The sequence below is a fragment of the Streptomyces krungchingensis genome, assembly GCF_054729265.1.
This window is the reverse complement of record NZ_JBPUKY010000002.1, coordinates 1,027,896-1,041,731: the sequence shown is the minus strand read 5'-3', so window position 1 is coordinate 1,041,731 and position 13,836 is coordinate 1,027,896. Positions and strand designations below refer to the sequence as shown.

8 protein-coding genes are annotated in these 13,836 nt (G+C 68.5%); 2 read left to right on the top strand and 6 right to left on the bottom strand.

The window, feature by feature from the left end:
* Window positions 1-81 precede the first annotated feature (81 nt).
* Window positions 82-1,734, top strand: coding sequence for a S8 family serine peptidase (locus tag ACSYGO_RS45355; RefSeq protein WP_460390338.1), 1,653 nt, complete (start codon window positions 82-84; stop codon window positions 1,732-1,734).
* A 323-nt stretch (window positions 1,735-2,057) separates the two neighbouring features.
* On the opposite strand, the gene ACSYGO_RS45350 is transcribed toward ACSYGO_RS45355, so the two are convergent.
* Window positions 2,058-3,758 carry an FG-GAP and VCBS repeat-containing protein gene (locus ACSYGO_RS45350; RefSeq protein ID WP_460390337.1) on the bottom strand — a complete coding sequence of 567 codons (1,701 nt, stop codon included), beginning with the start codon at window positions 3,756-3,758 and terminating at the stop codon, window positions 2,058-2,060.
* Window positions 3,759-4,031: 273 nt separating this feature from the next.
* Window positions 4,032-5,231 carry a cysteine desulfurase-like protein gene (locus tag ACSYGO_RS45345; protein ID WP_426678937.1) on the bottom strand — a complete coding sequence of 400 codons (1,200 nt, stop codon included), beginning with the start codon at window positions 5,229-5,231 and terminating at the stop codon, window positions 4,032-4,034.
* Window positions 5,232-5,339: 108 nt separating this feature from the next.
* On the opposite strand from ACSYGO_RS45345, the gene ACSYGO_RS45340 reads away from it, so the two are divergent.
* Window positions 5,340-6,266 carry a LysR family transcriptional regulator gene (locus ACSYGO_RS45340; protein ID WP_460390335.1) on the top strand — a complete coding sequence of 309 codons (927 nt, stop codon included), beginning with the start codon at window positions 5,340-5,342 and terminating at the stop codon, window positions 6,264-6,266.
* A gap of 550 nt (window positions 6,267-6,816) precedes the next feature.
* Here ACSYGO_RS45340 and ACSYGO_RS45335 read toward each other — a convergent pair.
* From ACSYGO_RS45335 to ACSYGO_RS45320, 4 genes are all read right to left on the bottom strand, one after another.
* Window positions 6,817-7,686 carry an NAD-dependent epimerase/dehydratase family protein gene (locus tag ACSYGO_RS45335; RefSeq protein WP_435221922.1) on the bottom strand — a complete coding sequence of 290 codons (870 nt, stop codon included), beginning with the start codon at window positions 7,684-7,686 and terminating at the stop codon, window positions 6,817-6,819.
* Window positions 7,687-8,211: 525 nt separating this feature from the next.
* Window positions 8,212-8,658, bottom strand: coding sequence for a luciferase domain-containing protein (locus tag ACSYGO_RS45330; RefSeq protein ID WP_426678941.1), 447 nt, complete (start codon window positions 8,656-8,658; stop codon window positions 8,212-8,214).
* A 230-nt stretch (window positions 8,659-8,888) separates the two neighbouring features.
* On the bottom strand, window positions 8,889-12,737 hold the full coding sequence (locus ACSYGO_RS45325) for an amino acid adenylation domain-containing protein (RefSeq protein ID WP_460390334.1): 3,849 nt from the start codon (window positions 12,735-12,737) through the stop codon (window positions 8,889-8,891).
* 29 nt (window positions 12,738-12,766) lie between these two features.
* Entirely contained in the window at window positions 12,767-13,693 is a 927-nt protein-coding gene (locus tag ACSYGO_RS45320) for an EamA family transporter (protein ID WP_432189815.1), read from the bottom strand.
* Between the last annotated feature and the right edge of the window lie 143 nt (window positions 13,694-13,836).

Genomic DNA, 13,836 nt, shown 5'->3' with positions numbered 1-13,836 from the left:
GGCGGCGGCAAGCCCGGTGCCGGACCGGAAGCCGGCAGGGCAAACAGACCGGGCGGGACGCAACATGGCGCAGAGCACGACATGGGGATGGCACACGCGGGGCACCCGGTTCGCGCCGGCTGGGGCCAGTACCTGGTGGCCCCCCGGTCGGCCTCCTGGCTGACCGCCGGCGTGCCACCCGTTGAGGCCTCGGCGCTGTTCACGCTGCTCGAGGAGGACCCGGAGGTGGAAGTGGTGGCGCAGGTGCACCCCACCCGCTCCCGCGGCCTGGAGGCGATGGCCGAGCCCCACCCCGTGTGCCCGCCGGTGGCCGTGGTGACGATGCCCCACGAGCGCGCCCGGGTGCTGGGCGCCAACCCTCAGGTGGTGGTCGAGGCCGACCAGCCGCTCGCCTACGCCCCGGCCCCCTCGGCTCGGCCGGCCGTCCCGGCTGTGGACCCGGCGATGGGGGTTACGCTCCAAGAGCCGTCGCGCGTCACGGTGTGGGTGACCTGTCGCGGTCAGGGCGTGCCGGACGCGCAGGTGTGGGCGACGGGCACCGGTTCGACGGCGTACGCGGTCACAGGTGCCGACGGCCGGGCGCAGCTCATGCTGCCAGCCGACATCCCAGCCACCGTCCGCTCCCTGTACGTACGCTCAGCGAGCGACCACTGGCCGGTGCACGTCGGCCGCCCGTTCCCCGACGAGGACGCTTTGTCCGGCACCGAGGTGGAGGTGGTGGTCCGCTCCCTGGCCGAGACCTTCGACGGCTTCCCGGACCAACCGCTCACCGGCTGGGGCTGGCACGCCATGCGCCTGCACGAGATCCCCCCGACCTACCGCGGCCACGGCGTCTCCGTGGCCCTGCTGGACTCGGGGGTGGACACCGCGCACCCGGACCTGAAAGACACCGTCCGCTCCGGCGCCGATTTCACCCCAGCCGCCGACAACGCAGGCTGGCGCACGGACGCCACCGGGCACGGCACCCGCTGCGCGGGCGTCATCGCCGCGGCCGACAACCGCACCGGGGTCACCGGAATCGCCGCGGACGCCACGGTGTACGCCCTCAAGCTGTTTCCCGGCGGCCGAGTCTCCGACCTGCTGCGCGCCATGGACTACTGCATCTCCCATGACATCGACGTGGCCCAGATCAACATCACCTATGACCAGCCCTCGCAGCTGGCAGCATGGAAGCTGATGGACGCACACGCGGCAGGCATCGCCGTCATCGCCCCAGCGGGCGACACCGCAGGTGCGCTGAGCCCGCTCGCCGCGCTGCCCACCGTGCTGGCCACGGGCGCGCTCTCGCACACCGGAACCTACCCGCCGGACAGCCCGGCGGCGTCCACCCAGCCTCCGTGGCCCGGTCCGTATCCGGCGCCCTTCACACCCACCGGGCCCGGCGTCGACCTCACCGCGCCCGGCACCGCGGTCGTCACAACAGCGCTCGGTGCCACCTACACGGTCGCTGAGGGTACCGCCGTCGCAGCGGCCCATCTCACCGGCCTTGCCGCGCTGTTGCTCGCACACCACGAGCATCTGCGTGCGACGCCGCACCCTCGCAGCGCTGCCCGCACCGAGCACCTGATGGACCTGCTCCGCGGTGCCAGCCGCCCGCTTCCCGTCACCGAGCCGCTCCGCGTCGGCGCCGGGTTGCCGGACGCCCCCACCGCGCTCGGTCTGAGCGCCTCGCCAGCAGCGATGTTCGACGCAGCAGCAGGCCCCATGACAACGGGCTACCCCTCCCCCAACTGAGCTGCGCTCCACACAGGGCCGTGGTCGGGTCCCGCCTCCGGAAGGCGCCCGGTCGCTGCCTCGGGACCATACGATCCGCACGCGCGCCGGCCAGCATCCCTCTGCTGGTCAGACCCGACGACGGCTTGGCGTGTAGGCGACGCGGTCGCGCCGTCGTCGGGTAGAGCTGAGAGCAACTCCCGCTCTTTAGGGCGGGGAGCGGAAGTCGATGATCCTCAACCCCTCAGCTCGCTCGGCGGCATTGCGGCCAGTTCAGAGACTTGATTCTCTAGAACTGGCCCTTTCGTAGGAACACGGCCGTGCCACGATGACGGATCACCCGGTCAGGAGTTGAAGTCCGCGCCCAGCGCGGAATTGAACTGTTTGGGGGCGCCCAGGGTGCTGGGCCCGATGACGAACGAGCCTTTCGGGGTCACCCCGCACGCCGTCGACGGAAACACCCAGACCGCGCCGCGAGCGCCGTGCGGGGTGCCATCCGGAGCGACCTCACCCCCAGCGAGCAGGTCGGCATGACCATCGCCGTCAGTGTCGAGGATCTTGGTCGCCGCCCCGAACGCGTCGGCGTCCTGAGCGACACCGGGCACACCCTTGGTGTCCTGGGTGAAAACCTGCGCGCCCTTTCCGGTCAGGCCGTGCGCGGTACCCCGCATCGTGAGGACACTGCCCGCACCGGATGCGCCGCCGACCTCCTTCTGAGGTATCCCGACGGACACGTCCGCATACCCGTCACCGTCGATGTCGCCCACGGAGACGCCGGATCCGAAGTACTCGGTCCCGCCCTCCTCGTCAGCTCCAGAATCCTCATGGGCGACGCCGGGTATCCCGGGACTGTCCTGGTTGAGCATCGTCATCTTCCAGACGTCGGGGCCGCTCTTGCCGCCCGGCACGAAGATGACCGCGCCACTCTTGAGATGCGGCAGACGGTGTTTCCTGGCGTACTCCTGCTCCTCCACCCCGCTGCCACCACTGTCAACGGACACGAACTCGAAGAAGGCGTTGGTGACGATGTCGGCGTAACCGTCACCGTTCACGTCCCCGAGAGCCACCGCGCTACCAGCATCCTGAGGACCGTGAATCCTGCCCAGGGCGACACCCGAGGTCAGGCCGTCATGGGTGCCCTTCCAGTAGAAGACGTCGCTTCGGCTCGTGCTCCCGCTCTCCGTCTCGCCCACTGACACCAGGTCGGCGATGCCGTCACCGTTCACGTCGCCGGTCGCCAGGTCCCTCATCCCAGCGTCGCGCGGACCCTTCACGTCGCGTACGCCACCGACTGGCGTACCGTCATGCCGGAACGGCCCGGACAGGATGCGCAGGTCGCCACCCCGAACTTCGGTTGCCACATCCGGCGCACCGTCGTCGTTGAAGTCCCCCGCCACAGTGAGCGAACCGACACCGTCGTGGGACGTGGCGCGGCTGGGCAGCGTGACCGAGCCGGACAGCCCGTGTCGGCCTCCCCAGATGACCGAGAGGGAACCCTGCCAGTAATAGCGGCGTAGATGTCCATCCTCGTAGCCGCCGCTGCCGTACGCCTCGTCGTGCCCGTTCTCGCGAGACCCGACGATCAGATCGGCGTACCCGTCCTGGTCGAGGTCCGCGGTGGTCACGGAACTGCCGTAGTAATCACCCAGTTCGCTGATCCCCGGCACCCCGGGCTTGTCCTGGTCGAAGATCTGCTTGGACGAGATCCGCAGACCGTGCGACGAGCCGTACACGACAGCCACATAGCCGGGCTTTCGATGGGCCTTCCTGCGACCGAGGTCGCCGTGCGGAACGGGAAAGGCGACATCGGAGTAGCCGTCGCCGTTGAAGTCGTCATGGAGCGGGCCACGGCGGTGCTTGCCGGCACCGGTTGAGGCATCCGGCGCGCCCTTCACACACCACCCGGCCGGAGACGCGCCGTACCCCTTGCCGTTGGCGCCGTGCCCGGTTTCACCGGGATCGGCACCCGTGCACGCCATCATGGACAGGCCGACCGCGAGGGTCAGCACCAGGCCACGGACGTGTGTGGTTCGGCGTGAGTTCATCGGCGTCCTCCATGTGCTGCGCATGCGTGCCCCGCAGCGCCCGTCACGTCTCCCGGTCAGCAGGCATCACCGGGTTGGCGGCCTTCTCAGAAGTACCGAACAGGGCGGGTCCACGGCCGCACAGATACGGTTCCTTTGTCCACCCTGCCAGACCAGCCGGCCGGGGAGCCCGTTGCCCGGCTGCACGTGATGATCTGTGGACGAAGACGTGGAGGTTCAGAGTCCGGCTCGTACACCGGTGGGCACCCACGAGCTGTGCCGGATCCGGCGAGTTCAGAGAAAGCCGGCGAGCCCGTCGAGGAAGCGGTCCACGTCGTCGCCGGTGTTGTAGGGGGCCAGGCCCGCGCGCAGGGCGGGGTCCTCGAGCTTGAGCGCGGTGAAGGGTTCGTAGGCGTAGAACGACCCGGCCGGTGCCACCACGCCGCGCGCCGCCAGATGTGCCTGGGCCTCGCAGGCGTCGCGGCCTTCGATGGACATCAAGACGGTCGGTGTGCGGTCGGGGGCCTTCGAGTGCAGGTCGATGGCGTCGCCCAGAGACTCCAGACCCTCCTGCAGTCGGGCGCGCAGCCTCAATTCGTGCTCGTGCAGGGACTCCAGGGAGCGGGTGAGGCGCTCCCTGCGCGAGGCTCCCGTGCCCGGGTCCAGCTCGGCGAGGAAGTCGACGGCGGCGGTGGCGCCCGCCAGGATCTCGTACGGCAGCGTGCCGAACTCGAAACGCTCCGGCACCGTGTCGGAGGACGGCACGAGCTTGTCCGGACGCAGGGTTTCGAGGAACTCGGGCGCCGCCGCGAGGACCCCGCAGTGCGGTCCGAGGAACTTGTACGGCGAGCAGACGAACACGTCGGCCCCGAGGGCGGGTACGTCCACGAGGTGGTGCGCGGCGTAGTGAACACCGTCCACGTACACCAGAGCGCCGACATCATGGGCGCGGTCGGCGATCCGGCGGACGGGCGGCTTGGTGCCCAGCACGTTGGAGGCCGCCGTGACCGCGACCAGCCGGGTCCGGGGAGTCAGGGCGTGCTCGTACGAGTCGAGGTCGAGCTCCGTGGTCGTCGGGTCGATCTCGATCCAGCGGACCATCACGCCGGCGCGCTCGGCGGCCTGGATCCAGGGGCGGACGTTGGCGTCGTGGTCGAGGCGACTGAGGACGATCTCGTCGCCCGCGTTCCAGGTCTTGGCCAGGTGGCGGGAGAAGTCGTAGGTGAGCTGAGTGGCGCTGCGTCCGTGGACGATGCCGTTCGAGGGCACGTTCAGCAGGTCGGCGTAGGCGGCGCGGAAGTCCGCGACGGCGTGCTCGGCGTTCAGCTCGGACGGGCTGCCGGTTCCCCGGTTGGACAGGGGGCCGGTCAGCGTCGCCGTGATGGCGTCGGCAACCGGGCGTGGGGTCTGCGTTCCGCCCGGACCGTCGAAGAAGGCGAGCCCGGTGGCGAGGGAGGGGAAGTGGGCTCGCAGGGCGGTGAGGTCGATGGCCATGGTCTCGGCTTTCTGTCGGACGGAGTGCCTGGCGTCGCGATGCCTCTACTCTGGCGTCGACGTCGCGACACGTAAAGCGATGGATCCCGAAGAGAAAGTTCATGAACCATGAAGTCTCAGCCGGATCTGAAGCTCCTGACCACCTTCCTCGCCGTCGTGCACCGGGGCTCGATGGCCGAGGCCGCGGCCGAGCTCGGCTACGTGCCCTCGGCGGTGTCCCAGCACATTGCCGCGCTCGAACGCGACATGGGCGTCGAACTGATCACCCGCCGCCCTGGCAGCCGACTGATCCTCACCGCGGCCGGCCGCTCCCTCGCCCAGGCGACCGAGACGCTCTTCGACGCGACGGCACGCTTCCAGGACGCCGCCCACGGCATCGCGAATCGCGAGATCGCCGAACTACGCGTCGGGACCTACCCGAGCGCAATGACCTACCTGCTCCCTCAGGTCCTGTCCACGCTCAGGGCTTGCCGCCCAGGTCCCCGGATCCGTCTCGTTGTCGTGGAGACGGACGAGGGCGTGCCGAGGGTGATGTCGGGGGACGTGGATCTGCTCGTCGCCTACCGTTACCTGCCCGAGGACCCGCCCGCTCCGTCCGACGCGTTGACGATCACCCTTTTGGGGCGCGAACCGCTGGTCCTGGTCACGGGTGCCGAGCCGGAGCGCCGAGGCCCAGTGGAGCTGTCCGAATGCCTGGAACGGGAATGGGTCTCGGGCCACGCTCACAACCCCGACCGGCGTCTGCTGCACCGCTGGGCCGGAGAGCTCGGGCTCGCGCCTCAAGTGACGCTGGAAACTGATGACTTGCACAGCATGCTTGCCATGATCCAGGCGGGCCTCGCGGTCGGCCTGATCCCAGCCACGCTCCTCGGAGCAGGTCACGACGCCGGAGTCGAGAGAGTGGTTCTGCCGCCCGGCGTCGCACCGCTTTACCGGGAGATCCTCGCCGTCAGCAGACCCGGTGCCCACTCCCCGCTCATCGATGAGCTGGTCACGCTCCTGGCCGGTGCCGTGGACGGACGTGATCCCAGGTGAGGGACCGCGCCTCCTTCATGCGTACGCCGCTGAGGAGTGACGGCACGAGGTAGGCGCACAGCCGCGGTGGCGTGCGGGTCGACGCAGCTTCGTGGCGATCTCGGGGACGGGCACCGGGACCACCGCGAGTATGGGCCCTGCTTCCAGGCCCGCCCGAGGGGAGACGACGACCACAACGGCCGCCACCCGTGAGGTGCACCCCAGATCGCCCCGGCGGCGGCCCTGTTGTCCCCGCGCCGCTCCACAGAAGTCCGATTCCGTCCGGCCGGAATGCCAGGGCCTCCTTGGAGGAAGCCGGTGGAGGCAATAGGTCCGTTCGTCCGCGACCCCCACTGCCGTACGTGGGGGTCGCGGACTTGCTGGAACAGCATCCGCGGCACGTCAGGTAGCCGGCGGCCGGAGCCAGCTGGAGCGTCGGCCTGACGACCGAACACCCTGAGACATCGCCGAGAGTGGAAGGCTCTGAGATCTCGCAGGGGTCAGACGGCAGGCCCGGAATTGCGATGGCCGTGTTCCCTTGCCGGCTCCTTGAGGCGTGTACGGCCCTTGCCTATCGGTAGGAGCCCTTGCTCAAGTCGGTGGCGGCGTCAGGTTGCTGCGGACGCCAGCCGAGCTGGTCCTGGGCCTTGCGGCCGTCGACGGACTGATCGAGGGCCAGGGCGTCGGCGAACGGCTCGCCGAGCTCGCCCCGGGCCTGGTCCAGGGGCCAGACCTGCACTTCCCCGTGCACACCGGCGGCCTCTGCGGCGGCGAGGGCCAGCTCCCGTACGGGGACGGCCGGTTGGCCGACGCCGTGCCAGATGCTTCCGGCGGGTGCGTCCGTTACCACCTTCCCGAACAGGTCGGCGAGGTCGTCGATGTGCACCATCGGCCACCGCACGTTCGGGTCCGCGACAACTCGTGGCGCGCCTTGCTTGCGCGCCCAGTCGACCATGAGTGCGGGGATGCCGCCGCCCCGCCCGTGGATGATGCCGGGGCGGAGCACGGTGGCCCGTACTCCGTGGTCGGCCGCGGCCAGGACGCGACGCTCGATCTCCGGTCGATATCCCACGATCGGGATCGGGTTGGTCGGGCTGCTCTCCTCGGCGGTCGCCTCCCCCGTTGCGCCCAGCACCCATACACCGCTGGTGTAGACGAAGGGCCGATCGGTGCCCCGCAGCGGCGCTGTCAGCGCGTCGATGGCGGCTGCGTCGACGGCGGCGTCTCCGGTCGGTGTGGCCGCGTTGATCACCGCGTCGATGTCGCGTGTCACCGCGGCGGTGAGTGAGTCGGGGTCGCGCAGGTCGCCGTGTCGCGCTGTGTAACGGCCCGGGTTCTCCGGTGTCCTGGTGAGCGCCACAACCTCATGCCCGGTGTCGGTCAGGTGCTCTGCCACCACCGAACCGAGGTAGCCCGTTGCTCCGATGAGCAGTATCCGCATGATGTTCCCTTTCTCGTTTGCTCGTTTCCGAAAGGCTCTGGCCGAGTTGGATACGTTCGCCAACAGCTGGCTCGGCGCCGGGATATGGCAGGTCGATGACGGCGCGTCAGGACCGTGTGACACTCATCCTGGTGGCGTGCTGGGCCGAGTTGCTTCATCTCGCCACGTGGCCGGTCGATGCCTTCGGCCGGATCACCGGAACCGAGTACGGTCCGCACTGGCCCGGTGGCGGTACGGGCATCAGGCCGGCGCCCGTCCCTGCCGGCGCATACGCAACCGCGCTCGACATACCACCCGATCACCACGCGCCCCCGTCGAGGCACGGAACCACAGCCAACGGCCCGATCTACGACTGAAGGCGTGGCCCGGACTGGCCGAAGAGTCGAAGTGCACTGAAAGCCCTCCTTCGTCGTCCCGCCCGACTGTAAGGGCGAGCCGCAGCCGGCACCCCCAGTGCAGGCCCAGCCGCACTGCACTCTTCAAGGTCGGCCCACCCGTGGCCGGCAGCAGTCGCGGCAGGCGGCACTACGGCAACTCGCCGACCGCGTAGGCGTAGGAGAGTTGAACCAGCTGCCAGATGACCTCGAGCTCGGCGCGGTCACGCGGGCCGTACACGAGGATGGTGTTCTGCTCAGGATGGCGCACGCCCCAGCCGAACTTCTCGATGTCGTCCTTGAGCGGTTCGGTCAGGGTCAGATGCAGACTGCCGTCGTGGTGGGGGTGGATGTGGCCCCACTCACGACCTGCCTGGAAAGCTTCCCGGGGTCCGGTGCCGATGCCCTCGGGGATGAAGAGCGACCGGGCGTGGGGAACTGAGACCAGCGTCGGCGCCATATAGACGAAGGGCAGCGCACGCATCCGCTCCCACAGTTCCTCCTGCAGCATCACGGGGGCGGTCTGCGAGCGCTGGCCGTGCGGGGCGGGGCCGACGACCTTGGGAGCAGGGCCGGAACGGGCGGGAAGATCGAGCAAGGCGACGCTCCTTGAGTGAGTGGGATGGATGGGTCCAAGAGGCCAGGCCCCCTGTCACGGGGCGGTGTCCTCCATCTGATCATTTCAGCGTGAAGTTCGTTGTGGAATCTGGCAGTTGGGTGGTGTGTCGGCGGGATCTACCGGCGGAACAGGTCGGCCGCAGTGGTGCGGCCGCCTGGCGGCGCCTTCGGGACCGGCCCGAAGGCGGTACCTCGTTCTGAAATGATCAGTCAGGCATGGAGACTGTCGCGAATGGCCGCCACCAGTTCGGCGATCCCTGCCTCGTGCAGCACGCTGTAGTGGTCGCCTTTCAGCGTCACCACGGCGGGCGCCTCGGCCGAGTAGCCCGAGCTCCCCTCGATGAAGGAGTAGTCGTCGCCGGTCGCCTTGAGGATGGTCACCGGCGCGTTCAGCCTCCGTTCGGACAGCTCGCGGAAGCTGTAGTCGAATTCGTAGGTCTCCCTCACGATGCGGGTGATCCGGCGGATCACCGGCTCGCCCAGGGTCGGCAGCAGCGCGTGCACGAAGGCTACGAAGGAGTCCTCGTCCCGGGTCACCTCCAGGCACCGCTCAAGCTCGGGGCCTGTGATGGTGCCGGCGAAGACGGAGAACAGGATGGTCACGTAGGCCGGGTTGCGGTAGGAGGACTCACGGCCGTACTCCTCACCGTCGGCCCGGCGGACCTTCGGGTTCCCCGGACAGATCAACAGCAGGTCCTCGACCTGCTCGCCCGCCTGCTCCAGCTGCCACGCCGACTCGAACGCCACCCGTGATCCGAAGGAGTAGCCCCACAGCAGGTACGGGCCCTTCGGCTGCACCTTCCGGATCTCCTCGACGTCGGCCGCCGCCATCTCCCGGATGGTCGGATACGGAACCTCGTGCTCGTTGATGCCATGCGCCTGCACGCCGTAGAAGGGCCGGCCGAGGTCCACCTCCTGGCCGAGCAGTCGGAGGTTCATCGGGTAGCCGCCCAGACCCGGCCAGGCGAACACGGGCCGTTCGGTCCCGCCGTTGTGCAGCAGGACAAGGCGCGAGGCACTCTCGTCTTCGCCGTCGCCATCGCTGTCGATCCGGGCGGCGAGATCGGCGAGCTTTGGAGCAGTGAACAGCACTTGGAGGGGCAGTTGGATGCCCTTCACCCTGTTGATCTCGTTGATGACGGCGACGGCGGTCAGCGAGTTGCCGCCGGAAGCGAAGAACTCGTCCTCCACCGACACCGTGTCGTACTTGAGCGCCTTGCCCCAGACACCGGCCAGCCACAGTTCGGTCTCCGTGCGGGGAGCGACGAACTCAGCGCCGGTGTTCGCTGTCTGCACCTGCTCGGAGGCGGCCAGCGCCTTGACGTCGACCTTGCCGTTGGCGGTCAGCGGAAGCGAGTCGAGCACCAGCACGCGGTTGGGGATCATGTAGTCGGGCAGGAGCTCCGCGAGTTCGTCGCGGACCATCTCCGCGGGGCCCTTCATGTGGACGGTGTCCTCGTACATGCCCTCGCTGCGGATCTGCTCGTCGCTGACCTTGCCGCCGAGGAAGAAGTACGACGGGCCGGTCTGGACCCCACGGGACTGGAGGATCTCGTCGAGACGCCGCGCCGCGGGCAGCGGGTTGCCGGTCTTCGAGCTGTAGCCCGAGGACATGAAGCCCAGCGCGAGGCCGTTGCGCTGCAGGTGGTGCAACTTCTTCCCGAGAACGATGTAGTGCAGCCACTCCTGCCCGGCCCGACTGACGGCACTGATTCCGAAGGCCGCGCGCTCGTAGACCTTCTGGTTGATGGCGATCACGTGCTTGCGCTGCACAAGGTCGGGTGAGAAGGGCTTCAGCTCGCCGTCGACGTAACGGTACTGACCGCCGGACAGGCCCTCGATGCGTCCCGGGTGCGCCTGAAGGTAGATCTCGACCGGGTCCTCCTGAAGTAGCCCGTCGTTCGAGCCGACTTCGAAGGTTCCCAGATAGTAGTCGTCGTCAGCGACGTCGAGCGCCTTCTTGACCGCGGGGTGGAACGACGAGGGGCGGATGCCGAGACCGTACTCGGGCAGGATCTCCTCGAAGACCCCCAGCATGTGGCCGGTCTCGAATTCCAGCACCTCCTGGATGTTGTTCTTGTAGACGGGCTCTATCGCCCGCTTCTTGCCGATGAAGTGGAGCTCCAGGTATTTGCCGGCGCCGGCCGTGGCCGGGCCGATGCGCACGAGGGTGTGGTCCAGCGGGTGGTAGTAATACATCCCGGCTTCCAGGCCGGCGACGCCGCCGGTCTCCAGATAGAGCTGCGTGGCGTAGAGGGCGCCGGGCGAGGCGTAGGAGTACTTGGGAAGAAGCCGCTCGCCGCTTTTGAAGGGGCCGAACCAGCGGAGGATCTTGCCGAGTTCAGCGGACGTGAGCTCATCGAGACCGCGCGAGTTGCCGCCCACCTGGCGCGGCGCCAGCAGTTCCAGCAGCTCGGCCCTCTCGACCTGTCCGCCGTCGTAGAAGCGGTAGGTCTTGCGGGCGAAGGTCTCGCGGCGCTGCCGCTCGGTCTCCTCGCGCCCGGGAAGCTCAAGTACGCTGCGCCCCTCCAGCTCGTCGGCGTCGCGCACACCGGCGTTGGACAGCTGAGCCTTCACCTGGAGCTTGCTGGCCTTGGACTGATGGTGGCCGCCGGCGTTGCCCTGATCCATCAGGGCGGCCTCTTTGGGATTGAGCTCGATGCAGGCCACCAGGTTCTGGAAGCCTGTCCGCGGATCGTCGGTGACGATGGCCGCCGCCCGCTTGACCCAGGTGTGCTCCTCGATCGCCAGGGAGATCTCGTCGAGCTCCACGCGGTATCCGCGGAGTTTGATCTGGTTGTCCACCCGGCCCGCGAACTGTATCGACCCGTCCTTGTTCCACTGCGCGAGGTCACCGGTGCGGTAGAGCCGTTCTGTCGGGATGAACGGCGAGGGGACGAACCGCTTCTGAGTCTCCTCCGCACGGTGCAGGTAGCCACGGGCCAGCTGGACGCCGCCGATGTAGAGCTCACCGGTCTCCTCGATGCCCACCGGTGCCCGGTTCTCGTCGAGTATGTAGCACTGGGTGTTGTCGACCGGCACACCTATCGGGATGGTGCCGGGACCGTCCTCGATGGCATCGGGATCGACCAGGTATGCGGTGGCGTTGATGGTGCACTCCGTCGGCCCGTACAGATTGACCAGCGATACGCGAGGCAGCTCGTCCGCGAGGGCGCGGGCGAGGTTGCGCGACAGTGCCTCGCCGCCGGAGAACACCCGTCGGAGCGAGGCGCAGAGGTGCAGGGAATCGGTGTCCAGCATCGCCTGTAGCAGCGTGGGCACGCACTGGAGCGTGGTGACCTCATGCCTGACGATCGTGCTGATCAGAGCCTGTGGATCACGGAAGATGCCGGGGGCACCCATCACGACGCGTCCACCGAGGGCCGGGGCGAGGATCTCCCACTGGGCTGCGTCGAAGCTCATCGGCGTCTTCTGCAGAATCGCGGTGTCGGCGCCCAGGTGGCCGCACTCCTCAAGCCAGCGCATCTGAGACATGACGCTGCGGTGCTCGATCATCACGCCTTTCGGCCGGCCCGTGCTGCCGGAGGTGTAGATGACGTAGGCGAGCGCATCCAGCGGTACCGGCTCCCGCTCCACGTCCGCGCAGCCGCCCTCCTCGCAGGTCTGCGAGTCGGCCAGGGTGATCACCCTGGTGCCCTGCGGGGCGAGTTCGGCAAGGTGGGAGACCAGATGGTCCTGAGTGACGACAACCCTGGTGCGGCTGTCCTCGAGCATGTATCGAAGCCGGTCGTCCGGATACTCCGGGGACAGCGGCAGATATGCGGCGCCTGCGAGCAGGACGCCCCAAGCCCCGATCATCAAGTCCAGTGAGGGCTCGACATATAGGCCGACGCAGTCGTCGATCCCGACTCCGTGCCTGTGCAAATAACAGGAGAGCCGGCCGGCTGCCTGGTCGAGCTCGCGATAGGTGAGTTCCTGGTCATCGAAGCTCACCGCGATTGCGTCAGGCTGCGTTTCGGCCTGCCGCTTGAACAGTTCCGGGAGGCACCTGCCCAGCCGGGGTTCTTGCCGGTGGGTCTTCAACGCAGTGGCGTTCAACGTCAGCTCCTTGGTGGCAGGTGAACCGTTCAGAGCGCTTTGGCGGCAGACGGTTCGGTAGTAGTTGGACTTTCGGTGGCCGGTGTCGGGGCGGCCCTCGGCGAGCGGAGCTGGGCCAGCATGACGGCGGTGATGACTGCGGCAGCGCCGGTCAACTGGAGTGCGGACAGGCTCTGATCGAGCACGATGTAGCCGAGGACGGTGGCGGACAGCGGGCTGCCGAAGCCCAGCATGGAGACGGCCAGTGCGGGCAGTCGGGCGATCCCGCGGAACCAGATGGCGTAGGCGAACAGTGCTCCGATGAGGCTGAGAAAGGCGAAACCGCCGATGTTGGTCCAGGTGAGGTGGTCGGGCAGGCCTTCGGCTGTCAGCGTGATGGGGGCCAGGACGAGTCCGCCGACGGTCAACTGCCAGCCGGTGAAGGTCAGTACGCCCACGCCTTCCGGGCGGCCCCAGTGTTTGGTGAGCACGACCCCTGTCGCCATGCTGATGGCGCCGGCCAGGCCGGCGAGGATGCCGATGGTGTCCATGCCCGCGGTGGGACGCAGGACCAGCAGCGCCACTCCCAGCATGCCGAGCGTGCAGAAGCCCACCTGGATGGTCCGGACGCGCTCCCTCAGCAGGGCCGCCCCCAGCAGCAGTACGATCATCGGCTGGGCTGCTATCACCAGTGCGGCGACGCCGCCGGGCAGGTGGTAGGCGGCGAGGAACAGCAGGTAGAAGAAGGCGCCGATGTTGAGCACGCCGAGGACGATGGCCCGCCACCACCACACGCCTCGCGGCAGAGACCGGCCGATCGCGAGGAGCACCAGTCCGGCGGGCAGTGCCCGAATGGTGGAGGCCAGCAGTGGCCGGTCCGCAGGCAGCCATTCCGTGGTGACCAGATAGGTGGAGCCCCAGATGGCCGGTGCGATTACGGTCAGGGCCGAGTCGGCGGCCAGTCGGCCGGCTTTCACCGCCGCATCCGTTCGTCGCCGTCCGGGACTGTGGTGGAGTCCGTGGAGATTGTGTTGAGCACGACGAATTCTCCGATTCAGGCGAAGGGAGGCGGACAAGGGATCACTGATCGTCGACGATGCTCGTTCGGTCCATCGCGTTC

What these genes read in the sequence shown, in the direction of transcription:
- ACSYGO_RS45345 (WP_426678937.1), bottom strand. Translation starts at nt 5,231, where the DNA reads ATGGCCATCGACCTCACCGCCCTGCGAGCCCACTTCCCCTCCCTCGCC.
- ACSYGO_RS45340 (WP_460390335.1), top strand. Translation starts at nt 5,340, where the DNA reads ATGAAGTCTCAGCCGGATCTGAAGCTCCTGACCACCTTCCTCGCCGTC.
- ACSYGO_RS45335 (WP_435221922.1), bottom strand. Translation starts at nt 7,686, where the DNA reads ATGCGGATACTGCTCATCGGAGCAACGGGCTACCTCGGTTCGGTGGTG.
- ACSYGO_RS45350 (WP_460390337.1), bottom strand. Translation starts at nt 3,758, where the DNA reads ATGAACTCACGCCGAACCACACACGTCCGTGGCCTGGTGCTGACCCTC.
- ACSYGO_RS45355 (WP_460390338.1), top strand. Translation starts at nt 82, where the DNA reads ATGGGGATGGCACACGCGGGGCACCCGGTTCGCGCCGGCTGGGGCCAG.